Source organism: Halobacteria archaeon AArc-dxtr1 (genome assembly GCA_025517425.1).
Classification (GTDB): Archaea; Halobacteriota; Halobacteria; order Halobacteriales; family Natrialbaceae; genus Halostagnicola.
Genome location: JAOPJY010000001.1, coordinates 1,583,238 through 1,604,874 on the forward strand (window position 1 = coordinate 1,583,238; position 21,637 = coordinate 1,604,874).

The window sequence follows — 21,637 nt, forward strand, 5'->3', positions numbered from 1 at the left end:
TAGGCACGAACCTTTTTGCGAGGGCGTGTGGAGTGGAGCCGCATGACGAGCCCGTCGGGAACTGACCATGCGGTCACCCTCGAACACGTCTCGAAGACGTACCGCCGGGGGAAGCCGGTCTACGCCCTGGACGACGTCTCGCTGGAGATCGATCGCGGGTCGTACACGGCGATCATGGGACCGAGTGGCTCCGGGAAGTCGACGCTGATGAACCTCGTCGGCTGCCTGGACACGCCGACCGCGGGCCGGGTCAAGGTCGACGGACGAGACGTCGGCACACTGAGTGAGGGCGAGCGAACACAGCTGCGAGGAACGGAGGTCGGCTTCGTCTTCCAGACGTTCAACCTGATGCCGCGGCTGACCGCCGTCGAGAACGTCGCGATGCCCCAGCTATTTCGCGGGGTCGGTCGAACCGAGCGCCGCGAGCGGGCACTCGATCTGCTCGAGCGGGTGGGGCTGGCCGACCGGGCCGATCACCTGCCGCGGGAACTCTCGGGTGGCCAGCGCCAACGAGTGGCGCTCGCGCGGGCGCTGATAAACGAGCCGTCGATCGTGCTCGCCGACGAGCCCTCGGGCAACCTGGATACGGAGACCGAGGCGCAGGTGCTCGACCTCTTCGCGGCGTTTCACGACGGCGGGACGACGATGGTCGTCGTCACCCACGAGCGCCACGTGGCAGAGCGAGCCGAGCGGATCGTCCACCTGCTCGACGGGCGAATCGAGCGAATAGAACAGCTCGAAGACGGTGGGCAGGAGCCGGAGGCGAACCGCTGATGCGTTTCCTCGAGTACCTGCGTCTGTCCGGGCGCTCGATTCGCGGCCACAAGCTGCGATCCGGGCTGACGGCACTTGGGGTAATTATCGGCGTCGCTGCGGTCATCGCCTTCGTGACGCTCGGAGCGAGCCTGCAGGCCGGGATCATCGGCGACGTGAGCCCGGACGATCAGCGAAACCTCTACGGCTGGGCGGCAGACCCGGACATCGAGGGCGGCCCGGGAGCGGGAGCACAGCCGGTGTTCAGTGAGTCCGATATGGACGCTGTCGACGAGCTGGAGGCTGTCGAGGCAGCCTACGGCTACACCGCGGTGCCAACCCAGGGGCTCGTCTACGGCGACGAGGAGGTTCCACAGGGCGACGGGGTGATCGCGACGGGATCGTCGTACGTCCGCGAGGGAACCCTCGCGGAGGGTCGGCAGTTCGATCCCGGAGAACGCGAGGCGGTGCTCAACGCAGCCGCAGCAGGCCAGTTCGAGGAGAACGTGACGGTCGGCGACGAGCTGACGGTCTCACTCGTCGGCGGCGAGGAGGAGACAGTCGAGGTCGTCGGCATCACCGAGGGGTCAGAAGGGCTGAGCCCGTTCGAAGGGTTCGAGAACTCGCCGCGACTGTACGTTCCCCTCGATCCGTTCTACACCGAGCGCGCCGGTGGAGTGGGCGCCGCGGGGGCGGGCGGTGGAGATGCCGCGGCCAACGGGAACGGTGTGAATGGAGACGATAGTGGGGGTGCTGGCGATGACGCGGGCGGCGGCGAGGGTGGCCAGGACGGAGAGGCTCGCTTCGCCGCGATTGTCGTTGAGGCCGAGTCGGCCGACGACGAGGCCGTCGACGCGGCCCGTGACGCCGCCACAGAGTACCTCGAGAGCGACGAGTCGGACGCGAGTGCATTTCTGGGGGAGGAACTCGTGGTGAGCTTACAGACGAGCACGGAGCTACTCCAGCAGCTCCAGGACATCCTCTCGCTGCTGCAGAACTTCATCGTCGGCATCGCCGCCATCTCCTTGCTCGTGGGCTCGATCGGCATCGCGAACATCATGCTCGTCTCCGTCACCGAGCGAACCCGGGAGATCGGGATCATGAAAGCGGTTGGGGCGAGCAACCGGGACGTCCTCGGTCTCTTTCTGGCGGAGGCGGTGATCCTCGGGCTGGTCGGCGCCGTTCTCGGGACCGCACTGGGCCTCGTCGCGGGCTATCTCGGTGCCTGGTATATCGATCTCCCGCTGATCTATCCCTTCGAGTACGTCGCGCTCGCGATCGTCGTCGGCGTTCTCGTCGGCGTCGCCTCCGGGCTGTACCCCGCCTGGCGGGCGGCGAGAACGGATCCGATCGATGCGCTACGCTACGAGTAGTCGGTGATCAGTCGTCCGGCCGATCGGCGGTCGGATCGAATCGATCGGAATCCGTGTCGTTCCCGTTCACGGGGCCAGCGTCTCGATCCGGGGCCGTACGAACCGGCTCCTGGCGGTCGAATCGGAGGGCGTCTCGAGTGCTCGCGTGGCGCTCAGGGTACTCGCGGGCGAGGGAGGCACCGAAGTAGCCGCCGAGCAGCGCGAGCACCACGGTGTAGCCAAGCGCGGCCGTCCCAACGGCGCCAAACAGAACCAGCGTAACGAGAAATCCTTCTACGGGCGCGGCGCCGAGTCCGAGGCCGAACCCAAACAGGCCGAGCAAGAGTGCTGCCATTCCAGCGAAGGGGAGAAAGACGATCAGACCGGCCAGCGCACCGGCGGCCGACCCGTCTCGGGCGTCAGGACCCTCGAGAAAGCCGGCGACGACGCCGCCGAGAAACGTGGAGAACGGGATTCCCGAGAGGATGAGTGCGACGAGTGCGCCGACGAGCGCGTGGACGAGCGTGCGTCCAGAAGCCATACGAGACAGACGACCGCAGCCGGGAAAAAAGACGGGGCAGACACAGGCCGTCTCAGTCGTCGGCTGCAGTTCCGGGACCGGGCTCAGACGCGTCCGGGATCTCAGAGCCGGTATCGCCCGCGGTTGGCGGGTCGATTTCCTCACGGTCGACCTCGGCCAGTTCGGCGAACGTGTGGTCACCGTTGACCTCGTCTGCCAGCAGATCGACGGCCTCGACGAAGACGGCAACGATCAGTGGGCCGACGACGATCCCGATCGGACCCAGCGTGAACAGCCCGCCGGTGAAGCCGACGAAGTAGAGGCTGCCGGGGAGGTCCGCCGAGTAGCGCGCGAGGCGCGGCCTGACGGCGATGTCGGGCATCCAGGCGACGAGCGTGATTCCGAGGACGCCAACGAGCGCGGCTGCGACGAGTTCGCCGACGGTGATATGGTAGATTGCAATCGGGACGATGAGCAGGCTGGGGCCGATTATCGGGACGAACTGCAGGATCGCCGCGATCATCGCGAGCGTGAAGGGCATATCGTAGCCGAGGAGCCAGAACAGCGGATAGCCGACCAGCAGCGTGACCGCGGAGGTCGCAATCTGGAGGACGTAGATCGCATACAACGTCTTGCGGGTGCGAGCAGCCAGCGCGGTCGCGATGTAGCGATACTCGTGTGGGATCGGTGCAATCGCCGCCCTGCCGGCTTCTTCTCCCTTGAGCAAGAGCGCAAACAGGAGGATGACAAATAGCGCGAATTTGATCGCGAGCACCGGTAACGCGGCGGCAAAGGCGATGGCAGTGTCGCTCAGCCAGGCGAGTACGACCGACTGCACTTCGCCGGCCTCGACGACGACTGTCTCGCCGAAGGCGGCCAGTGTCACCTCCTCGGGAAGCGAGCGGACGAGCGCCTCGAGTTCGTCGAGGCGGAGGTAGAGCGTGACGAAGATCGGGGAGAAGACCGCGATCGCCCCGACAAAGCCGAGAACGGTCGCGGAGACGGCGGCAGTCCACGCAGAGAGGCCGCGCCTGACGAGCCACTTGTGGACGGGTAACAGGACGTAGGCGACCGTCAAGGCAAACAGAATCGTTCCGAGCACCTCGAGGAGGATGACGCCCGTAAGCGCCGCAAGGAGGAGAACAACGGCCGCGAGAACGAGTCGGTTGCTGTCCATCACGGCGGTTGACTCTCACGCAATCCGGAAAGCTGTTTGGGTGGACAGGTAACAGAAGGACATCGGCCGTGGCAACAAACGCTGTCAGGTCTCGGCTAGTATCACGGAGACAACGTCATGACGGAGACGACATCACGAGCGGGAAGGCGTCACGAGGCTTAAGACGCCACGCAGTGGACTACGCGTGATGAACCGGCGAGAGCTCCTGCGAGCTGGCGGCTGCACAGCGGCCGCCACGCTCGCCGGCTGCGTCACCCGAGACAACGACGAAGCAGACGAGGACGAGGGCGTACTCCGCGTCGCGACACTGCCGTCGATCGCCGGTGGGGACGAGGAATCTGCAACCGCCTGGATCGCAGACGAGTTCGAGCAGCGCCAGGACGATATCGAGCTTACGTGGGTCGTTCCAGAGGACGGGCTGGAGTACTACTACGAGCGCCGTGAGTTCGGCGATGACGCCGGGGCCGACGTGTTCCTCGGCCTCGGCGTCGACGATCTGGTGGAGACAGACGAGCGATTGGCAGACGAGACACGCCTCTTCGAGTCGATAGACCGCGACCGTCTGGATCGGAACGGTCGCATCCGTGACGGAATCGCGTTCGACGATCCCGACGATCGGGCGGTACCGATCTCGACTGAATATCTCGCCCTCGTCTACGACGAACGGGACGTCGACGAGCCGGAGACGCTCGCGGAGCTAACCGAGCCTGCCTACGAGCGCGAACTCCTGACTCAAAGCGCCCAGTTTTCCGGTCCCGGACGGGCGTTTCTTCTGTGGACGGTCGCCGAGTTCGGTGACGAGCAAGCATTCGAGTACTGGCAGGAGCTTCGCGACAACGGCGTCCGGATCGTCGACGACTGGCACGAGCCGTACCGGGACGTCTACAGGGAGGGCGCTCGCTCGGTGATGGTCGCGCCCTCGGGCGAGCGTGCACTCGCCACGTCGGCGGGGCTGGATTCGAGTCGCTACCGCCTCTCGTTTCCAGATGGGAGGGGGTACGAGCGGACGACCGGAGCAGCGATCTTCGCCGACAGCCCGCGGACGAGCCTGGCCTACGAATTTATCGACTTCCTGCTCCAAGGCGAAACGCAAGCCGAGATCGCCGTTCGAGACGCTCGGCTGCCGGCGGTGGCGGCGGAGCACGTCGATCTCGACGGCGACCGTTCGGGAGTTGTCGACACACCGGATGCCTCGCTCTCGCTTCGGTACGATGAGCTGTCGGGTCCGCTCTCTGAGTGGGTCGACGACTGGACCGCGTCAGTTGCCCGATAGCTGTGTGGACAGTGAGGACTCGTCAATGCTACCGAAGGGGCAACGAGAATAAAGAGTGGCCGAACATATTCGTTAGTGTTCTGCCGGATTGAGAACTGGGTGGAAAGTAAAGTAACCTAGGCGACCAGGTTCCGGTCAGCAATCGGCGCCCGCACCTCCGGTCGTCGACCACCGCGAGCATGAACGAGTACACCGCGATCATCGCAGCCGCAAACACCGCGACGCTCCTTACTGGCGGGGCGGTCGCCGCACTGGCGTTTCGTGCGTACAGGCGGACCGGAGCCCGGGCGCTTCGGGCCGTGGCGCTTGGCTTTAGCTGTATCATCGTCGGCTCGATTCTTGGCGGGCTAGGGCACTTACTTGGTGACGACGTCACGCTCGGGGTTGCGATCCAGAGTTCGTTTACTGCGTTCGGCTTCGCGATCTTGCTCTACTCGCTGTACGCCGAAACCTCCAACACCGTGACGATCCAGTCAAGTGACGCCGAGTGACCGAGTTATGAATTCGTCGCACCGGAGGCAGACTCCTCGATTCGGTCACGGAACCGCGCTACACCCAACTCGAGCATATCGGGGCTGACTGGCTGGAACTCCGACTCCGGAAGGTACGATCGCACTGAGTCCCAGCTCTCGCGAGCGTAGCGTTCGTCGATCAAGACCCTGACGCCGACGTCTTCGGGACTTCTGACGACGCGTCCAATCGCCTGGCGGGCCTTGCGGACCGCCGGGACGGTGAGTGCGTACTCGAATCCCGGGGCAGCTCCGGAGCCACCGGGACCGCCGGAACCCGTGGTGCCGAACGCGTCGTCGTAGGCCCGTCGTACCGCCTTCGTCCGCGGGCTCGCGGTGTTGACGATCGGGACGCCACAGACGACGGCGGCCGAGAGCCGGTCACCGCGGTAGTCGACGCCCTCGGTGAGCGTCCCCCGGAGGCTCGTCACCAGAACTTTGCCGCCGCCGTCGAAGAACTCGGCTTTCAGCGACTGGGTCGCCTCGTCGGCGCTTGCGGCATCGAGCAGGACGGGCTTCTCGATCCGGGTCTCGAGGGCGCCGGCCGCCCACTCGGCTTCGGCGTAGCTCGGCATCCCGACGAGTACGTTCCCCGGAAGGCGGGCGACCGAGGCGATGGCGGCTGCGTAGTCTCGCCTGGTGGGGTTGTCCTCGGAGCCAGCAGCCTGATTGCACGGGGGGCCGCGATTCTCGTAGGTGAATTTCGGGAGGGAGACCGCGAAGCTCTCGCGGTTCTCGGTGGGGAAGTGGAGGCTGTACCGGCGCGTACGGACGGGGCGGTCCTTCTCGCGAGCGAGGTACTCGAGGCCAGTCACCTCGGTAAACGCCTCGATCGGTTCGAGCGTCGCGCTCATCAGAATGCCGCCGCCAAACGTTGCGAGGCGCTCGCCGATGGCGTCACTGGGAACGCAGTTGTGTACGGTGAGTCGGGCGGTGTAGGGCCGGCGCCAGGAGTCTGCGGGTTCGGTCTCGTCCCAGGTGCGCTCGAGTTCGATCTCGCGGAAGTAGGCAGTGTGATCGCGCCGGTACCAGGCCGCGAGAACGCGTCCGACAGCCGGGGCCGCACGGGTGCGCTCTTCATCCTCGGCTTCGTTCAAAATGCGGGCGACGACGGCGCCGATGGACTCTGTGCGGACCCAGTCGGCGTCGCCGTAGCCGGCCTCGCGAGCCCACGCGGTTAGCTCGTCTTCGCCCGGTTCGGTCGGGTCACGGAGAGGAAGTTCCCCGTCATCGAGTGCCGAGGGGTTCGAGCGCCACTCCGGGCGCTCGCGGTCGAGGAAGGCGGTGACGCGACGATCGAGTTCGTCACGGAGGTCGCGGACGAATTCCAGGGTTCGCTCCAGTTCTTCGACGGAGACGTCGGTGTCGGCCAGCTCCGCACGCACCAGGTCGGCGTCGGCGGTCTTCGAGCCGCCGGTCGCCTCGCGGCCCTCGCGCTCGAAGCGAAGCGGCTGGAGGACGCGGGAGAGTTCCGTCTCAGCGTCCCGAAGCGTCGTGTCGGCGACGCCGTCGCTGACGAGGTCACGGACGCGGGGTTCTAACATATGCGCTTCGTCGCAGACGACGAACGTCGACTCGTCGAGCAGGGCGCCCGTAAACGAGGCGATAGTGGTCGGATCGAAGGCGTGGTAGTAGTTGCCGAGGACGACCTCGACGTGGCCGAGCGCGGCGCCCATCACCGAGTGAGGGCAGGTGCCGTGGCGGACGGAGCGGGCCACGAGGTCCTCGGGAGAGAGGTGTCCGACGTCGGTGAAATCGAACGGGACAGCCTCCGCGCGCGAGCCGTCGCCGTCGTCGGGGAGATCCGCGAGATACTGGGCGTAAAAGGGGCAGTACTCGACCTCGCTGCCGACGGGGCCGCCGTCGTCGTACTCGGGCATCGACGGGGGGTACGGCGTCGCCTCGCCCGCGGTCTCGAGATAGCGCCCGGTCGAGGGGCCGGCGCCGCTGTCGGCGAGGCCGAGCTGCTGGCTGCGGGCGCGGGCGGCTAAGTTCTCGGCGGTCGTCGGGCCGCCCTCGCCGGTGAGGTCGCGCGTGCGATCGCGGAGCGTCTCACAGCGGTCGTAGACGGTCTCGTCGTCGATGCCGCCCCGACCCTCGCGATTGTACGGACAGACGTCGGCTTTTCCGACGAGCGTGAGTCCGGAGACGGGATCCCAGTCGGCGGGCAGGTTCGCGTTGATCGTCTCTAGGTCGGTTTCGAACTGGCGAAGCTGTTGCTTGACGCTCGTGAGCACGAGTACGCGCTCGAAGTCGGTGTCGGGATCTCGCACGAGGTCGATCCCAGCAGTGAGCGCGATCATCGTTTTCCCCGTCCCGCAGGCGCCCTCGACGACGGCGTAGCCGCCCTCGCGAGCCGCGTCCAGGGTCGTCTCGATGCCGTCGACCTGCTGGTCGTAGGGCTCGGTGTGGCCGAACACCGCGCGCCAGTTCGAGGCTGCCATCGTCGCCGTACTCATCGTCGCTCAGCCATAGCGTTGACGGAGGAGAGTGGCCGCGGGATGGGATATAAAGACTCGCTAGGCTGGCGCCTCGTGATCACCACCTCCGAACTGGTGTGTGTAAGCGTCCGTCTCACTCCGCCTCGAGTGGCGCTTCAGATCGGGTGACGAGATCCTGCATATAGTCGAGAGAGATCTCGAGGCCGCGGTCGATCGCGTCCCGCCCCTGCAGTTCGTGTCCCGCCATCGCGGGCAGGCAGTACTCCGAGACGAGGTGGCCGTCGTAACCGATGGCCTCGAGTTCGTCGACGAACGCCTCGTAGTTGATCTGCTCGCCGAACTGGGGGGAGACCTCCTGGACGATTTCGCCGTCCTTCTCGGAGAAGTTCCAGGCGCCGTAGTGAGTTATAGCGAGATCGTCCCCGCAGGCGCGGACGGCCTCGCGGACGTACTCGTCGCTCTGGCGCTCGAAGAACAGCGGGGCGTCGAGACAGATCTCGACGTTCTCCCGGTCGATGTCCGCAACCATCTCGACGACGTCCTCGTACCCTGGCGAGAGTACAGGCGCGTGATTCTGCAGCGCGAGCGTAATGCCCCGGTCGGCAGCCCAGTCGGCGACCTCGCGAATACCCGAGACGGCCCGATTCCAGCGGCGAGCGTCTTCGGGCCAGCGCTGCTCCCAGTGGGGCGTGACGTCGAAATCGGCGTAGACGCCGGTCGCGTCGGACTCGTCGTCGACACCGGGCCAGGCCGCAAACACCTTGACCAGGTCGATACCGAGGTCGTCGGCGAAGCGAAGTATCTCGCGCATCATCGCCAGGTTATTCTCACGCTCCTCTGCGATCGGACTCGCGAAGTCGGAAACGCTCTCGAGGGCACAGAGATCAATCCCCTCGTCGTCGGCGAGGCGTTTGATGCGCTGGCGGTCCGCCGCGTCGAAATCCAGCGGGGAGGCAACCGGGCGTTTCGTCTCGATCGAGACGGCGTCGAAGCCGAGATCGCTCGCCGCGCGAATCTGCTCGTCGAGGGTGAGTGCGTCGCCGTCGTGCCAGAGACCGCTGTAGGAAACGGTCAGGAGTGCGAAGTTCATGATCGGTGGTAGCATCCCACTTCGTCACGATGTGGCAAATAAATTATGGAGGTTTCTGGAGTGGTAAGGTGCCGATCAAATCGTCGAGTACGGACCACAACCCACAGGGACGTCGACACCGAACGCAGGGTATGAGCAATTCGGAGGAGATCGACGCGTGGCGCCGAGAACTCGACGAAAAGCGCGCGGAGAAAGACGAGTTCTTCGCGACTCACCCCCAGTCGCCGATCCCGTCCGAAGAGCGCGACGCCTTCGACGGCCTGTCGTACTTCGACCCCGATCCGGCCTACCGCGTGGAGGCCTCAGTCACGGCCCACGACGAGCCCGAGCCCGTCTACATGGAGACGACCACCGACGGGGAGATGCGGTATCTCCGGGTGGCGACGCTCGAGTTCGACCTCGAGCGGGACGACCCCGACCTGACGGACGGGACCTACGAACTCGCAGCCTACCAGCTCGAACGGGAGGCAACCGAGCCGCTGTTCGTGCCGTTTCGGGACAAGACGACGGGCCAGCAGAGCTACGAAGGCGGACGGTACATGGAGTTGCAAAGCGACCGCGTGCTCGACGAGGGCGACGAACTGACCCTCGATTTCAACCTCGCCTACACTCCGTTCTGTGCGTACAGCGAGACGTTCGACTGTCCGCTACCGCCCGAGGAGAACTGGCTCGAGGTGGCGATTCCAGCCGGCGAACGCCACGAGTAGAGGGAGGCGCTGCCGGATCAGCGACGCTCTCTGCTCGGGCGCAGCGAGAGGGGTGAGTCGGCGTTAGTGCGTTCCAGTTTGCTGTTCGATGACGTCCGAAGCGTTCGAAAGCTCCGCGGCGACGACCATCAGGAGGTCGTCGAGCGTCACGATACCCGTTAGCTGACCGCCCTCGACGATCGGTACCCGCCGGATTCCCTCGTCACTCATCGTCTGGAACGCCTCGAAGTGAGTTTCGTCGGCCTCGATCGTGACGAGATCGTCAGTCATGAGATCCTCGGCGCTGAGGTCGTCGATCGAGTCGGCGTCGCGCATCGCCATCGCGATCATCCGATCGGTGACGATCCCGGTCGGTTCGTCGCCCTCAGTGATGACGACGCTCCCGACGCTGTGATCGTCCATCATCTCGAGGAGGTCGTGAACGTCGGAGTCTGTGCTGGCGGTGACGACATCAGCCGTCGCGAGGTCGGTAAGTGCCATGCCTGCGACGCTACCACAGAGGATGACCTAAAGATATGCAGCCGTCGGACCGAAAGACAGTCCGGCGAGCCGACGGCGAGAAGCGGGGGTGGCAATGAGAAGCGGGAGCGACGGTGAGCAGTTGGGCTTGGCTCAGCTATGGCGGCTCGCCAGCCCTTCAAGCGCGGCGCCGCGGGTCTCGTAGCCAATACCGACCGCGTCGCAGTCGAGACAGGTCCAGTAGTACTCGCCAGCGAGGCCGCGAACGGAGGCGACGGCGTCGCAGTCCGGACAGCGCTTGCGGCGCCGCCGCCTTCGAGCGTAGTCGGTCGCATCGGCGACGGTAGGTTCTCGGGTCACGACCGCGCTTGCCGACCGGACGAATATAGGCTTTCTCCTCGAGGGGAACCGAAGAACTGGGCCAAAAGAGCGGCGTCGAACTCCCAGAGCTACGGCGCGACGCCGACGGTCAGTAGCGTGCCCAACTCGCGGTAGCGCTCGACCATCGCCTCGCGACTCTCCCAGTCGTCGGTCGGGAACGCCTCGGCGGGCGGAATCTCGGTTTCGCGGTCCGGAATCGCGTCTTGCTCGGCGACGTGGAGGCCGGCCTCGCGGAAGGCCTCGCGGTACTGCCCGCGGTCCCAGCGGGTCATCTCGATGGTGATGAACTCCTGCCAGCCGTGGGAGTGGACGTTCTCTTCGTAGTAGTTGACCGCACAGTAGAAGGTGCCGCCGGGGCGCAAGACGCGGGCGATCTCGGCGAGGGTCTCGTGGGGGTCAGCCGCGTAGTAGAAGGCCTCCATCGACCAGATCTGGTCGATGGAGTCGGTGGCGAAGGGAAGCGAGCCGAAGTCGCCGACGACGTAGCCGACCTCGTCGTCGTCGGTGTAGTCGGCCGCGTTCCGGGTCATCTCTGGGGAGCCGTCGAGTCCGTAGACACGGCCGGCGTCGGCGGCCTCCCGGAGCGCGCGTCCGGCGTAGCCGCTGCCACAGCCCAGGTCGAGGACGATGTCGCCAGATTCGACCGGCATCCGCGCGAGCGCGTGTTTAGCCGTGTGCCAGTGGCGTTGCTCCATCCCTCGATCGCGGCCCTCGGCCGCCCAAGCGTCGAACTCCTCGCGTACGCTCATAGGCGAGCGATGGATCCGGCCCGTGAAAACGGGTTCGGCTCAGCCCGTGGACGCGCCCGACAGCGTCGCGCGGTTCGCGCCCCTCGTCCGAGCAGAGGGAATCCGCGGAGAACCCGCAGTCTCCGGACACCGACAGGTTCTTTAGGCCAGCCTAAATAGATGTTCGTAGAGGGTTTAGGCCAGCCAAAATGTGGGCATCAGGGTGGCCGACTACGCAGCTGCGGCTGCATCCCTCGTTCTACCGTTTTCATGCCACAGATCGGAATCTTCATATGTTTTAGGCCAGCCTAAAACTAGATATGCGACAGCGCGACAGCAATCAGACGCACACAACGATTGGACGCCGACCATTCCTCGCCGCCACCGGGGCCTCCGTGGCAGGCCTCGCGGGACTGGCAGGCTGTCTCGGCGACGAGTTCGACGACACCCCGGTCGTGGACGTCGAGCCGATGGAGACGGGTGTCGACTCGACCGCTGTCTCCTGGGACGACCTGGGCGACCTCGAGGGCGAGATCACGATCTACTCCGGTCGAACGCCGGACCAGATTTCTGCGGTGTTCGAGGCCTTAGAGGACGAGTACGACGACCTCTCCGTGAGCGTCGATTACGACGACAACGAGGTGCAGGTCAACCAGATCTTAGAGGAGGATACCCATCCCGCAGACCTGATGTACTCCCAGGACCCGGGTGCGCTGAACGAGCTTTATAACAACGACGTGCTGCAGGAACTCCCCTCTGACGTCATCGATGCGGTTCCGGGCAGCTACCAGCACAACGAGAGCTACTGGACCGGCGTGACGGGACGGACGCGGTCGATCCAGTACAACAGTGACCGACTCGACGAGACGGAGTTCGACGACTGGGACGAGCTGCCGACGGATATCATGGAGTACGCGACCGACGAGCGCCTGGCAGGAATTATCTCGACTCGCCCCAACTCCGGAACTTTCCGCGGATTCATCCAGGCGATGGTCGAACTCGAAGGCGAGGAGGAGACCCGCGACTGGGTCAGTGCGATGGCCGACGAGCAGGACGCCCAGATCTTCGAAGGTGGGTCCAATCAGGCCAACGATATCAACCGAGGCGGTGACGACGATCCAATCGTCGGGCTCGGAAACAGCTACTACGCCGCCCGCATCCTAAACGAGGATTCGAGTGCGCCGATCCGAACGACGTACACCGAAAACGACGTGGGCTGTCTGTTCAGCGTTGCTGGCGTCGGCGTCTTAGACCAAGTGCGCGACGCCGAACTCGTCGCGGAGTTCGTCCGTCACCTCCTAGCTGCGGAGGGCCAGGAGCTCATGATGGACGACAACGGCGAGTACCCCGTCGTCGAGGGCATCGAATACGTCGGACCGCTGCCTGATCTAGACGAGATCAATCCCCCGGAGTTCGACCTGAGTGACTTCGACATGGACCTCCAGGAAGCCGGTGACCTCATCGATGAGGAGGGACTCGGCGTCTAACTGGCAGACGTACGGACAATCGTTCTCTCTTGGCACTTTTCGCGGCTCGCTCGGTTCGGAGGATTTAGGGCAACCTAACTCCAAGCGCAGAACTGACCCTTCGGTTCCGTCGACCAGGTCCGCTGCCCAGTATGAAATCACTCTCGACCGCGTTCGATCCCAGCACGGTTCGCGACCGACTCTCAGAGATGGATCGGTCGCGAGTCGCCCTGGGGACGGCAAGCGCAATCGTCGCCGTGCTCGTCGTTACGCCGATGCTGTGGCTGTTCCTGCGGGCATCGGAAGTAGAGCCTGCACGTGCCTACGACCTTATCGTCTCCTCGCGAACGGCCTGGATCACGGTAAACAGCATCACGCTGATGGGGCTCGTGACGCTGTTCTCGATCGGACTCGGCGTCCCGCTGGCCGTCCTGACAACCCGAACCGATCTTCCCTACCCCCGCTTTTGGACCGTCGTAGCCGCCCTCCCGCTCGTGATTCCGAGCTATATCGGGGCAATCGCGTTCGTCGGGATGTTCGGTTCGGGCGGCGAGATCGACTCGGTACTGGGGACGACGATCCCACGCGTCGACGGACTCTCCGGCGCGGTGTTCATCATCACGCTCTATACGTATCCGTACGTGTTCCTGACGACCCGGGCTGCGTTGCTCTCGATGGATAGCTCACTCGTCGACGCCGCCCGAACGCTCAAAGCGGGCCCGCTCGAAGCGTTCCGGCGCGTAACGTTCCCCCAGATACGGCCAGGGATCGCCGCCGGAGCGTTGCTCGCCGGACTGTACGCCATCTCCGACTTCGGGACGCCCGCGTTCATGAACGCGAACGTGTTCACGAGCCGGATCTACTGGGAGGCGACCGAGTTCGGTCGGGAGTACGCCGCCTTGCTCGCCTTGCAGTTGATCGCGATCGTCGCCATCGTGCTCGTCATCGAGGCGGGGATCGGCCGCGACGAGGATGCGACGAGCGGTGCAAGCGGGACGACGGTCCGCCTGGGCGCCTGGAAGTGGCCCGCGATGGGGTTCGTCTCACTGCTGGGAACGTTGACGCTCGTCGTCCCGGTCGCTATCTTCACGAGTTGGCTGTTCCGCAGTGAAGGGGACCGAATCCCGGCCTACGAGTTCCAGTGGGAGTTCGCGTACAACTCGGTCCATCTCGCGTTGCTGGCCGCACTCGTCGCCTGCATCTTCGCGTTGCCGGTCGCCTACTACTCCGGGCGGGCGAACACCCTCGTCTCCCGGATTCTAGAGCGGGCGACCTACGTCGGGTTCGCCGTTCCCGGCGTCGTTATCGGCCTCGCACTCGTTTTCCTGGGCAACAGAGCCCTTCCAGGGCTGTACCGGCAGGGAATCTGGCTACTCGTGTTCGCGTACGTCGTCCGATTCCTCCCCCAGGTGGTCGGCACCGTTCGCTCGTCAGTGTTGCAGGTCGACGAAAAGACGATCGAGGCAGCGCGCACGCTCAATGCGAACCGATTCGAAGCGTTTCGACGCATAACACTGCCGCTTATCATGCCCGGCATCATCGCGGGCGGCGTCCTCGTCTTCCTGACGACGATGAAAGAGCTTCCCGTGACCCTGATGCTCAGACCGGTCGGTATGGAGACGCTCGTCAGCATCACGTGGAACGCCGTCGACGCGCTTGCCTATCGGTACGCTGCGCTCCCATCGCTGCTGCTCGTACTCATCTCGGGACTGTCGATGCTCATCTTGTTGCGCCAGGAGGACGGCAGACTCGGCTGAGCCGGGTCGTCGCAGAGAACGTCCAATACTCACGGACTCAGTCGATAGCGGTCCCTGAGTCAGGAGGATATCGCCACCGTGGCCCCTGCCACATCCGCACTCTTAAGTCGGTCCCGGAAGATGATGACGCCAGCATGGACTACACACTCGAGATCGAGGGCACGCCGGCAACCGTCCCCGGCGGCACCGGAATCCTTCTACTCCACCCGAGCACGGGCGAGACCGACCGGATGGACACGGACTTCTTGAAGACAGACACCGATCACTTCCTCGTCGTCTCTACGCGAACGACCGCCCGCGAGGTCAGCCAGAAACTCGAGTACTACGACGTCGACGAAGAGCGTGCAGAGATTCTCGACACGCTCTCGATCGAACGGGGCTACTCGCGGCGCAAGAGCGATACTGTCCACTACGTTGCTGCTCCCGACGACGTCGCCGGAATCGAAGAGCACATCGAGGGATTTCTCGATGTCCACGACGGTAAGCGACGGATCAGCTTCGATTCGGTAACTGAACTGGCCTACTACGCCGACGACGAGACCGCGATCGAGTCCGTCTCGCGAATCCTCGAGTTACTCGAGACGTACGACGCCATCGGCCTCTTTCATCTCTCGGAAGAAGTCCACGACGACGACGTCGTCGACCGATTCCGCGAGCTGTTCGACGGGGTCATCGACCTTGGCGCGGACGGAAGCGTCAGCGCGGAGTTCTAGGGGAGGCTGCGTCAGACCGCGCGCTCACTCTTCGGCTAGGGCGTCGAACGTCTTCTCGACCCAGCGGACGGCGTACTCGCTGCCGTGGTCGCGGTAGGCCGACGTATCGAGGGCCGCAAACGGCGCCGGAAGCTCGATCGCGTGCTTGATTGCGGCGCAGGCGAGTTCGGTCGCATCCGCGAACTCGGTGTCGCCGCGGGCGACCGCACGCGGAAGCCCCGAGACCCGGCCCTCGACGCGGGTGCCGGCGTCCTGCCAGGCCGCGGCGAGTTCGGGGTGGGCGTCGTGCCAATCAGCGAAGATCGGTCGCGTGTGTAGCCCCTTCCAGCCGTCGAAGAGAGCGGCTGCGACCTGGTAGGTCGCGTTCGGGCCGAGTGGCGTGCCGGCCGAGAGCGCCGGATACCGGTTGGCGAAGAAAGGCAGGAAATGCTCGGGGAGCTCCTGCCCGAGTTCGACGAAGGCCTCGGCGAGCAGAAAGGAGACGAACGAGTCGGGTGAGCCGGAGATCCGCGGTTTGACGAGAACCACCGGCGGATCGGTCTGGCGAGTCCAGACGATACTGCCGTCGCCGGGCATCCCGATCGTGAAGTCACTCCCAGCGTATCGCGAGAGTAACTGCGGGGCGTCCTCGGGGAGCCAGTCGGCAGGGTAGGTGGCCGGATCGAGGGCGTCGACGACCAGTCCGAGCTCCTCGGCCTGTGCTGGCGGGAGCGTCTCGAAGTCCCGGTCGCAGTCGAAGACGAGTGCCTCAGGGGCGTGTTCGTCGCGGATAGCCGCGACCGGCTCCGCGAGGGTGCGAGCGTCGAACATCAGGCTGCGACGGTCTGGAAGACGAGCAGGACCGACAGCAGCGCCGATGCGAGAACCGTCGTGAGGACGATCTTGGTTGCGGTGCTCATACACGGCCAGAGTCGGCGGCGTCGCTTAAATCCATCTTTCCCCAGACGGATCCACCGCGACAGCGACGGCAGCTAGGTGATCGATATGCAAACAGTTGCAGGTGTTACGATAGCGGTCGGGAATCACTCGTCGGTCGCGTGCCAGGACTCTGGCACGTCGATGACGTACCGACCGTCTTCTTGCAGGGAGATGATGTACTCGTCGCGGTTGTACAGCTCCATCAGATTGAGCTCGTACTGGCCCGGGTTGACGATCTTGATGCTCTCGAACTGTTGGTTTAACTCCTCGCGGAGGTCGTCCAGAGAGGGCTGGTCGTCTTCGGGCTCGCTGACCACGCGCCCGTCATCGGGAGCGTCGGGTCCCGAAGTGGGTGGGGAGTCAGATGCCGCCTCTACCGGCGGCAGCTCCTCGTTCGAGACGACGTCCGATCGGGCACTCGCCTGCGCGGTGTCTTCTGAGGAGGGTGCGTCCTGGGTCGACGCCGAAGAGGGAGCATCGGCGAACTTCTCCGTCGCCGGTTCGGTGAACCCGTTCATTCCGGAGTCGTCCGTCGTCGACGGCTCGCTCGGAGCGGATTCGCCGTCGGCAGAGCGTGCACCGTCTGCGGACGCGCCAGACTCGTCAGGTGGAGACCGATGGGCCGGCCGGCGGGCGGTTTCGGGCCACTCGTCGAAGACGTCTGCAGGCGATCCATCCGACGGAGAGCGGTCGGTTTGCCCTCCGGTAGACGTCGGCGCGTCGGCGTTCGTCGCCGGCGCACTGTCGGCCACAGCGTCGCCGGTTGTGCCGGCATCACTCGTCGCTTCGGTCTCGCCGCTGGTTCCGGCTCCGTCACCCTCGTCGGTCGCCGGGGCGAACTGAAACCGGTTTCCGCCACAGTCGGGACAGCCCGAGAGCATCTCCTTCGAGCCGTCGGGAAACGTCCGTCCGCAGTTGGTACACTGGTGTGGCATCAGTTCCGGGAGACGAGGGCGCTGATGAGCGTTTCGTCCTTATGCAGGGTCTCGATCTGGTTCGCCGGGCCGATCACCGTCAGCTTGTTCGTCGACTCGTCGGTTCCGATGAGACGGCCGAAAAACGACGATCCCGACGCGCTGGAGCGTGGATAGGTCTCGATCTCGATCCCGTTGAACTCGTCCGGGCTGATCTCGGTCATCGTCACCTCGATCAGCTTGCTCTCCTCGTCAGGTGTCAGTCCCTGTTCTAAGATGACGATGTTGCCCTCGCGAACACCGTCTAAGATCATCCGGATCTTCTCCATGCTCGTCAGCCCGTCCATGCGTTCGCCGCTTATCAGGTCGATCTGGACGCCGTCTCCGGCCTCGTCGTCGGCGTTCGTAGCTTTCGGCATCTCAGCTCACCCGAAGTACTCCGCGATATTCTCGTAGACTTCGTCCATGTTCTCTCCCTCTTTGGCCGAGAGCGGAATCGTCTTGTGCTGTGGGAAGGCGTCCTCGATCCGCTTGACGCTCGACTCGGGGAGGTCGATCTTGTTCGCGAAGATGAGCACGGGAAGCTCCCGGGATTCGATGATCCCGATCAGCATCGTGTTGACCTGCGTGATCGGATCCTCGGCGCTGTCTAAGACGTAGATGACGCCGTCGACGTCCTCGCGCAGCCAGTGCATCGCCTCGGCGACCCCCTCGGTCGCCTCGCGCGAGCGTCGGATCGCGTCGTCTTCGTCCATCTCGTCGGTGAACTCCTCGTAGTCGACTTTCGTCGTCACACCGGGCGTGTCGACGATGTCGATCGTCACCGACTTGCCGTTGCGTTCGATCTCGACGTCCTCCTTGCGGCGGGCGCGGCGCGTTTCGTGAGCGATGTGGCTCTCGGTACCGATCGCGTCGCCGGTCCAGTCGCGGGCGATACGATTTGCGAGGGTCGTTTTGCCGGCGTTCGGCGGGCCGTAGATTCCGATCCGTTTCGGTTCCTGTTCGGAGAACAGGCCGTCGGTCACACGAGAGATGCTATCTTTGAGTCCTGTTAACAATCCCATCCTTGGGGGCCTCCGGCACCACGGGGTGCGTCTGCGCGTACAACCGAACTGGATCCACTTAAGCCTACGTCAGACGAGTTGTGAGTCCCCTCGGTGTGACGGTCACGTACTCGAGAGCATTTCACACGGGCACGAAATCGGCACGCTCTTTTTGCCCGAGAGAGCGCGTTCAGCCAGTGTCACTTCCCGATCGCCTCGAACAGGTCGGTATCGTCGTCGGCTGTGCCATCCTGCTGGCGCTTCCCACGAGCGCGCTGCTTGGCATCTTCGTCGACGCGGTCTTCCTGCCGTGGCAGCTCAGCCTCCTCGCCCTGCTGCCGGGGATTCCGGTCGGCTTCCTCGCAGCCTCGGAGTCGCGGCTGACCTACGGCCACGTCTGGCGGTTTGCGATCACGAACTGGCTGGTGGCGTTCGTCCTCTGGGGCGCGTTCGACATCTCCCAGGACGGCACCGAACTCGGCCTCGCGCTTGCGTGTTGGGGCGGGGCGTTCGTCGCCGGGCTGGCGGTGGCGACGACGGATAGCTGGCTCCCGCAGCTTCGCTCCTGAAGCGTTGCAAGAGCCGCCCTACTCCGTGAGAACTAGCACGTACCGCGTCAGCGACCGATGGACGCGGCGCTCGAATGCGGCGTCGATCTCCCAGCCCGCCTCGCGGGCTGGTTCATCCCAGTGACGGTCGGCGACGATGACCGCCCGCGAGGCGACGCGCCGAGCTTCGCTCAGTGCACCACCAACCAGGTCGGAGAGTCGGTGGGTTTCGATCTTCGACTGCCGGCCGTAGGGTGCGTCGAAGACGACTGCGTCGACCGCGTCGTCGGCAAGCGGAAGGGCGGTCGCGTCGCCGCGGGCGATCCCCCACGAGCCCCGAGAGACGCCCGACGGTGACGGTGTGTCGTCGTCCAGAAAGTGCGAGAGGTTTTTCCGGGCCCCGTCGACCATCTTCGCCTGTGCGTCGGTGCCGAGGACGTCCGCCCCGACGAGGCCGACCTCGACGAGCACGCCGCCAGTTCCACACATCGGGTCGAGGACGGTTCGGCCGGACCGGGCGCCGGCGACGTTGGCCACGGCGCGCGCGAGCAGGGGATCCATGCTGCCGGGCTGGAAGAAGGGTTTGTCAGTCGGCGCACGCTCGCCGAAGTCGCGAACGCTCTCAGCGGCGAGCCAACCGAGCGCACAGACCGAGGCGGAGCCGTCGTCCGAAACAGCGGACGCGGCCGACCCCTCCTCGCTATCCGTTCCGGCCGAAAACGCCGCCCGGAGGACGTGGTCTGGATCGTCGAGGTCGACCGTGAAGCCGCGCTCGACGAGCACCTGACCCAGCGCGCGCTCGGCATGCTGGGTGTCGACCCCCGTCGACCCGCGGACGTCGACCGCGCGAACGGCGACGGTACCCTGTCGATCGAGGGTGGCCGCAGCGAGCAGCGCGCGAGCGCCGGAGACGCTGGCGTCGGTGCGTCCGAGCAACTCGCTCGCGCGGTGAACGTAGGCCAAGCCACGGACGCGGTCAGGGACGATCCCGCGCGCGACGGCGAGACCCGGCGCAATCCGCCGGACGCCGGTCGCGGCGCTTTCGGCCTCGTAGGCCGCGAACGCGTCGTCCTCGCCGCCGAGTTCGAGGAGATACACGCGCAAGATTCACCCGGGAACGGCCAAGAGGGTACCGTTTTCGCCGCCATGGCGCTGGCAGGGAGGATAGACGAGGCTGGCGGCGGGACGGAACCGACCGACCGAGCGGGCTGACAGTCAAACAACCGGACAAATCAGGTGGCGGCACCAACCTTTATAAACCTTAAATACGTCTTTTTAAGCGACTTATGACGGACCCGAAGGACACCATCAACATCGAAAACGTGGTGGCGTCGACCGGCATCGGACAGGAACTCGATCTCCAGAGCGTTGCAATGGACCTAGAAGGGGCCGACTACGACCCCGAGCAGTTCCCCGGTCTCGTCTACCGCACCCAGACACCGAAGTCTGCGGCACTGATCTTCCGCTCGGGGAAGATCGTCTGTACCGGCGCAAAGAGTACCGACGACGTCCACGAGAGCCTGCGTATCGTCTTCGACAAGCTCCGTGAACTCCAGATACAGGTCAACGAGGATCCAGAGATCGTCGTCCAGAACATCGTCACCTCGGCCGACCTCGGACGCAATCTTAACCTGAACGCGATCGCAATCGGCCTCGGCTTAGAGAACATCGAGTACGAGCCCGAGCAGTTCCCGGGTCTCGTCTACCGCCTCGACGAGCCCGAGGTCGTCGCCCTGCTGTTCGGCTCGGGCAAGCTCGTCATCACCGGCGGCAAGAAGCCGGTGGATGCCGAGCACGCCGTCGACAAAATCGTCTCCCGACTCGAAGACCTCGGCTTGCTCGAGTAATCGACGCGACAGCGGGGGAGTTCGGTCGGCGGCGAGCGTCGCTTACGGCTCGAGGACGACTTTTCCGAAGAGACTCTCACTGAGGACCGCACTTTGGGCTGCGTCGGCCGCGTCGAGATCGTCGCTGCGCGCGGTCCGTATCTCGATGGCGCCCGTCTCGAGCAAGTGTGCGATTCCACGCAGCGGCACCCGCAAGTCCGGCGTGTTGAACATGCTCATGAAGTGGTAGCTGACGTCGTTGGACCTCGCGACGCCGTCGTTCGAAAAGGCCGGATCCGGACTGTTCTCGCCGATTCCGACGACCCGACAGCCCGTCGCGGCCACGTCGGCGTCGAACTGGAGATACTCGTCCAACCGGTGGTCGAGGACGACGTCGACACCGCCGTCGGAGGCCTCGAGCACCGGTTGGACGAGGTCGTCACGGCTGTAGTCCAGGACGGTCTCTGCGCCGAGTTCGCGGAGAACGTCGTGATACTCGGGTGCTGCGGTGGCGATCGGACGGGCGCCAACTGCAGCGGCGAGCTGGACGGCGACGTGGCCGACGCCGCCGGAGCCGCCGTGGACGAGACAGTACTCGGCGGGATCGAGGTCGGCCAGATCGACCAGCGCCCGCCAGGCCGTGACGCCGACGACGCCCGCAGCACCGGCATCGGCCGCATCGACGCCGTCGGGGAGGTGGACGACGCGATCGGTTGGAACCGTCGCGTACTCCGCGTACGCTCCCTGGTGAGTACCGTTGCCGATCCCGGTGCCGTAGACGCGGTCGCCGACCGCGAACTCGGAGACGGCCGTGCCGACAGCTGTGACGGTGCCTGCGAAATCGACGCCGGGCGTAAAGGGGAGCGCCACGGGCTCGTAGGAGCCATCACAGAAGTAGGTGTCGACGGGGTTAACGCCCGCAGCGGCCACCTCGACAAGGAGTTCGTCCGCGTCGGGTTCGGGGCGGTTGACGTCCTCGACCTGCAGTACCTCGGGTCCGCCGTGTTCGCGCAAGCGTACGGCTCGCATGTGGGTCGGACCGAGGGCGTAGGGCGGCAAAAG

Annotated in this window: 23 protein-coding genes; 10 read left to right on the forward strand and 13 right to left on the reverse strand. The window is 65.1% G+C overall.

What is annotated here, in order from left to right; all coding sequences use genetic code 11:
* Positions 1-42: 42 nt before the first annotated feature.
* Both OB905_08170 and OB905_08175 read left to right on the forward strand, forming a co-directional pair.
* Complete coding sequence (locus OB905_08170; protein ID MCU4925958.1) at positions 43-774, forward strand: ABC transporter ATP-binding protein; 732 nt, start codon at positions 43-45, stop codon at positions 772-774.
* Complete coding sequence (locus OB905_08175; protein ID MCU4925959.1) at positions 774-2,126, forward strand: ABC transporter permease; 1,353 nt, start codon at positions 774-776, stop codon at positions 2,124-2,126. Before OB905_08170 ends, OB905_08175 begins: the two co-directional genes overlap by 1 nt.
* A 7-nt stretch (positions 2,127-2,133) precedes the next feature.
* On the opposite strand, the gene OB905_08180 is transcribed toward OB905_08175, so the two are convergent.
* Both OB905_08180 and OB905_08185 read right to left on the reverse strand, forming a co-directional pair.
* The gene (locus OB905_08180; protein ID MCU4925960.1) at positions 2,134-2,646 is read right to left on the reverse strand and encodes a DUF5518 domain-containing protein; all 513 of its coding nucleotides are present in this window, start codon (positions 2,644-2,646) and stop codon (positions 2,134-2,136) included.
* Positions 2,647-2,698: 52 nt separating this feature from the next.
* Positions 2,699-3,802, reverse strand: coding sequence for an AI-2E family transporter (locus OB905_08185; GenBank protein MCU4925961.1), 1,104 nt, complete (start codon positions 3,800-3,802; stop codon positions 2,699-2,701).
* 187 nt (positions 3,803-3,989) lie between these two features.
* Here OB905_08185 and OB905_08190 point away from each other — a divergent pair, with 187 nt between their 5' ends.
* Both OB905_08190 and OB905_08195 read left to right on the forward strand, forming a co-directional pair.
* Positions 3,990-5,075, forward strand: coding sequence for a thiamine ABC transporter substrate-binding protein (locus tag OB905_08190; GenBank protein MCU4925962.1), 1,086 nt, complete (start codon positions 3,990-3,992; stop codon positions 5,073-5,075).
* Positions 5,076-5,254: 179 nt separating this feature from the next.
* Entirely contained in the window at positions 5,255-5,566 is a 312-nt protein-coding gene (locus tag OB905_08195; protein ID MCU4925963.1) for a hypothetical protein, read from the forward strand.
* Between the two features lie 5 nt (positions 5,567-5,571).
* Here OB905_08195 and OB905_08200 read toward each other — a convergent pair whose 3' ends face one another.
* On the reverse strand, positions 5,572-8,043 hold the full coding sequence (locus OB905_08200) for an ATP-dependent DNA helicase (protein ID MCU4925964.1): 2,472 nt from the start codon (positions 8,041-8,043) through the stop codon (positions 5,572-5,574).
* Between the two features lie 115 nt (positions 8,044-8,158).
* Positions 8,159-9,115, reverse strand: a complete 957-nt coding sequence (locus OB905_08205; protein MCU4925965.1) for a sugar phosphate isomerase/epimerase — start codon at positions 9,113-9,115, stop codon at positions 8,159-8,161.
* Between the two features lie 131 nt (positions 9,116-9,246).
* Here OB905_08205 and OB905_08210 point away from each other — a divergent pair, with 131 nt between their 5' ends.
* Positions 9,247-9,822, forward strand: a complete 576-nt coding sequence (locus OB905_08210; protein MCU4925966.1) for a DUF1684 domain-containing protein — start codon at positions 9,247-9,249, stop codon at positions 9,820-9,822.
* A 63-nt stretch (positions 9,823-9,885) separates the two neighbouring features.
* On the opposite strand, the gene OB905_08215 is transcribed toward OB905_08210, so the two are convergent.
* From OB905_08215 to OB905_08225, 3 genes are all read right to left on the reverse strand, one after another.
* Positions 9,886-10,302 carry a CBS domain-containing protein gene (locus OB905_08215; protein MCU4925967.1) on the reverse strand — a complete coding sequence of 139 codons (417 nt, stop codon included), beginning with the start codon at positions 10,300-10,302 and terminating at the stop codon, positions 9,886-9,888.
* 132 nt (positions 10,303-10,434) lie between these two features.
* Positions 10,435-10,641 (reverse strand): hypothetical protein, encoded by a 207-nt coding sequence (locus tag OB905_08220; GenBank protein MCU4925968.1) that lies wholly within the window; start codon positions 10,639-10,641, stop codon positions 10,435-10,437.
* Positions 10,642-10,730: 89 nt separating this feature from the next.
* Entirely contained in the window at positions 10,731-11,411 is a 681-nt protein-coding gene (locus OB905_08225; protein MCU4925969.1) for a class I SAM-dependent methyltransferase, read from the reverse strand.
* A gap of 299 nt (positions 11,412-11,710) precedes the next feature.
* Here OB905_08225 and OB905_08230 point away from each other — a divergent pair, with 299 nt between their 5' ends.
* The 3 genes from OB905_08230 to OB905_08240 all read left to right on the forward strand — a co-directional run bounded on the left by OB905_08230 (position 11,711) and on the right by OB905_08240 (position 15,326).
* Complete coding sequence (locus OB905_08230; protein ID MCU4925970.1) at positions 11,711-12,877, forward strand: extracellular solute-binding protein; 1,167 nt, start codon at positions 11,711-11,713, stop codon at positions 12,875-12,877.
* 131 nt (positions 12,878-13,008) lie between these two features.
* Complete coding sequence (locus OB905_08235) at positions 13,009-14,613, forward strand: iron ABC transporter permease (GenBank protein ID MCU4925971.1); 1,605 nt, start codon at positions 13,009-13,011, stop codon at positions 14,611-14,613.
* A 134-nt stretch (positions 14,614-14,747) separates the two neighbouring features.
* Positions 14,748-15,326 carry a hypothetical protein gene (locus OB905_08240; protein MCU4925972.1) on the forward strand — a complete coding sequence of 193 codons (579 nt, stop codon included), beginning with the start codon at positions 14,748-14,750 and terminating at the stop codon, positions 15,324-15,326.
* Positions 15,327-15,350: 24 nt separating this feature from the next.
* Here the strand turns inward: OB905_08240 and OB905_08245 are convergent, their stop codons facing one another.
* From OB905_08245 to OB905_08260, 4 genes are all read right to left on the reverse strand, one after another.
* The gene (locus OB905_08245) at positions 15,351-16,136 is read right to left on the reverse strand and encodes a hypothetical protein (protein ID MCU4925973.1); all 786 of its coding nucleotides are present in this window, start codon (positions 16,134-16,136) and stop codon (positions 15,351-15,353) included.
* 212 nt (positions 16,137-16,348) lie between these two features.
* Complete coding sequence (locus OB905_08250) at positions 16,349-17,179, reverse strand: Zn-ribbon containing protein (protein ID MCU4925974.1); 831 nt, start codon at positions 17,177-17,179, stop codon at positions 16,349-16,351.
* Positions 17,179-17,577, reverse strand: a complete 399-nt coding sequence (locus OB905_08255) for a DUF2073 domain-containing protein (protein MCU4925975.1) — start codon at positions 17,575-17,577, stop codon at positions 17,179-17,181. The genes OB905_08250 and OB905_08255 overlap by 1 nt, the downstream gene beginning before the upstream one ends.
* Before the next feature lie 6 nt (positions 17,578-17,583).
* Entirely contained in the window at positions 17,584-18,222 is a 639-nt protein-coding gene (locus tag OB905_08260) for a GTP-binding protein (protein MCU4925976.1), read from the reverse strand.
* Positions 18,223-18,398: 176 nt separating this feature from the next.
* Here OB905_08260 and OB905_08265 point away from each other — a divergent pair, with 176 nt between their 5' ends.
* Positions 18,399-18,770, forward strand: a complete 372-nt coding sequence (locus tag OB905_08265) for a hypothetical protein (protein ID MCU4925977.1) — start codon at positions 18,399-18,401, stop codon at positions 18,768-18,770.
* 18 nt (positions 18,771-18,788) lie between these two features.
* On the opposite strand, the gene OB905_08270 is transcribed toward OB905_08265, so the two are convergent.
* The gene (locus OB905_08270; GenBank protein MCU4925978.1) at positions 18,789-19,847 is read right to left on the reverse strand and encodes a methyltransferase domain-containing protein; all 1,059 of its coding nucleotides are present in this window, start codon (positions 19,845-19,847) and stop codon (positions 18,789-18,791) included.
* A gap of 188 nt (positions 19,848-20,035) precedes the next feature.
* Between OB905_08270 and OB905_08275 the strand changes: the two genes are divergently transcribed.
* Positions 20,036-20,596 (forward strand): TATA-box-binding protein, encoded by a 561-nt coding sequence (locus OB905_08275; GenBank protein ID MCU4925979.1) that lies wholly within the window; start codon positions 20,036-20,038, stop codon positions 20,594-20,596.
* Positions 20,597-20,638: 42 nt separating this feature from the next.
* Here the strand turns inward: OB905_08275 and OB905_08280 are convergent, their stop codons facing one another.
* On the reverse strand, positions 20,639-21,604 hold the full coding sequence (locus tag OB905_08280) for a zinc-binding dehydrogenase (protein MCU4925980.1): 966 nt from the start codon (positions 21,602-21,604) through the stop codon (positions 20,639-20,641).
* Positions 21,605-21,637 lie beyond the last annotated feature (33 nt).

What these genes read in the sequence shown, in the direction of transcription:
- OB905_08170 (MCU4925958.1), top strand. Translation starts at nt 43, where the DNA reads ATGACGAGCCCGTCGGGAACTGACCATGCGGTCACCCTCGAACACGTC.
- OB905_08175 (MCU4925959.1), top strand. Translation starts at nt 774, where the DNA reads ATGCGTTTCCTCGAGTACCTGCGTCTGTCCGGGCGCTCGATTCGCGGC.
- OB905_08180 (MCU4925960.1), bottom strand. Translation starts at nt 2,646, where the DNA reads ATGGCTTCTGGACGCACGCTCGTCCACGCGCTCGTCGGCGCACTCGTC.
- OB905_08185 (MCU4925961.1), bottom strand. Translation starts at nt 3,802, where the DNA reads ATGGACAGCAACCGACTCGTTCTCGCGGCCGTTGTTCTCCTCCTTGCG.
- OB905_08190 (MCU4925962.1), top strand. Translation starts at nt 3,990, where the DNA reads ATGAACCGGCGAGAGCTCCTGCGAGCTGGCGGCTGCACAGCGGCCGCC.
- OB905_08195 (MCU4925963.1), top strand. Translation starts at nt 5,255, where the DNA reads ATGAACGAGTACACCGCGATCATCGCAGCCGCAAACACCGCGACGCTC.
- OB905_08200 (MCU4925964.1), bottom strand. Translation starts at nt 8,043, where the DNA reads ATGAGTACGGCGACGATGGCAGCCTCGAACTGGCGCGCGGTGTTCGGC.
- OB905_08205 (MCU4925965.1), bottom strand. Translation starts at nt 9,115, where the DNA reads ATGAACTTCGCACTCCTGACCGTTTCCTACAGCGGTCTCTGGCACGAC.
- OB905_08210 (MCU4925966.1), top strand. Translation starts at nt 9,247, where the DNA reads ATGAGCAATTCGGAGGAGATCGACGCGTGGCGCCGAGAACTCGACGAA.
- OB905_08215 (MCU4925967.1), bottom strand. Translation starts at nt 10,302, where the DNA reads ATGGCACTTACCGACCTCGCGACGGCTGATGTCGTCACCGCCAGCACA.
- OB905_08225 (MCU4925969.1), bottom strand. Translation starts at nt 11,411, where the DNA reads ATGAGCGTACGCGAGGAGTTCGACGCTTGGGCGGCCGAGGGCCGCGAT.
- OB905_08230 (MCU4925970.1), top strand. Translation starts at nt 11,711, where the DNA reads ATGCGACAGCGCGACAGCAATCAGACGCACACAACGATTGGACGCCGA.
- OB905_08235 (MCU4925971.1), top strand. Translation starts at nt 13,009, where the DNA reads ATGAAATCACTCTCGACCGCGTTCGATCCCAGCACGGTTCGCGACCGA.
- OB905_08240 (MCU4925972.1), top strand. Translation starts at nt 14,748, where the DNA reads ATGGACTACACACTCGAGATCGAGGGCACGCCGGCAACCGTCCCCGGC.
- OB905_08245 (MCU4925973.1), bottom strand. Translation starts at nt 16,136, where the DNA reads ATGTTCGACGCTCGCACCCTCGCGGAGCCGGTCGCGGCTATCCGCGAC.
- OB905_08250 (MCU4925974.1), bottom strand. Translation starts at nt 17,179, where the DNA reads ATGCCACACCAGTGTACCAACTGCGGACGGACGTTTCCCGACGGCTCG.
- OB905_08255 (MCU4925975.1), bottom strand. Translation starts at nt 17,577, where the DNA reads ATGCCGAAAGCTACGAACGCCGACGACGAGGCCGGAGACGGCGTCCAG.
- OB905_08260 (MCU4925976.1), bottom strand. Translation starts at nt 18,222, where the DNA reads ATGGGATTGTTAACAGGACTCAAAGATAGCATCTCTCGTGTGACCGAC.
- OB905_08275 (MCU4925979.1), top strand. Translation starts at nt 20,036, where the DNA reads ATGACGGACCCGAAGGACACCATCAACATCGAAAACGTGGTGGCGTCG.
- OB905_08280 (MCU4925980.1), bottom strand. Translation starts at nt 21,604, where the DNA reads ATGCGAGCCGTACGCTTGCGCGAACACGGCGGACCCGAGGTACTGCAG.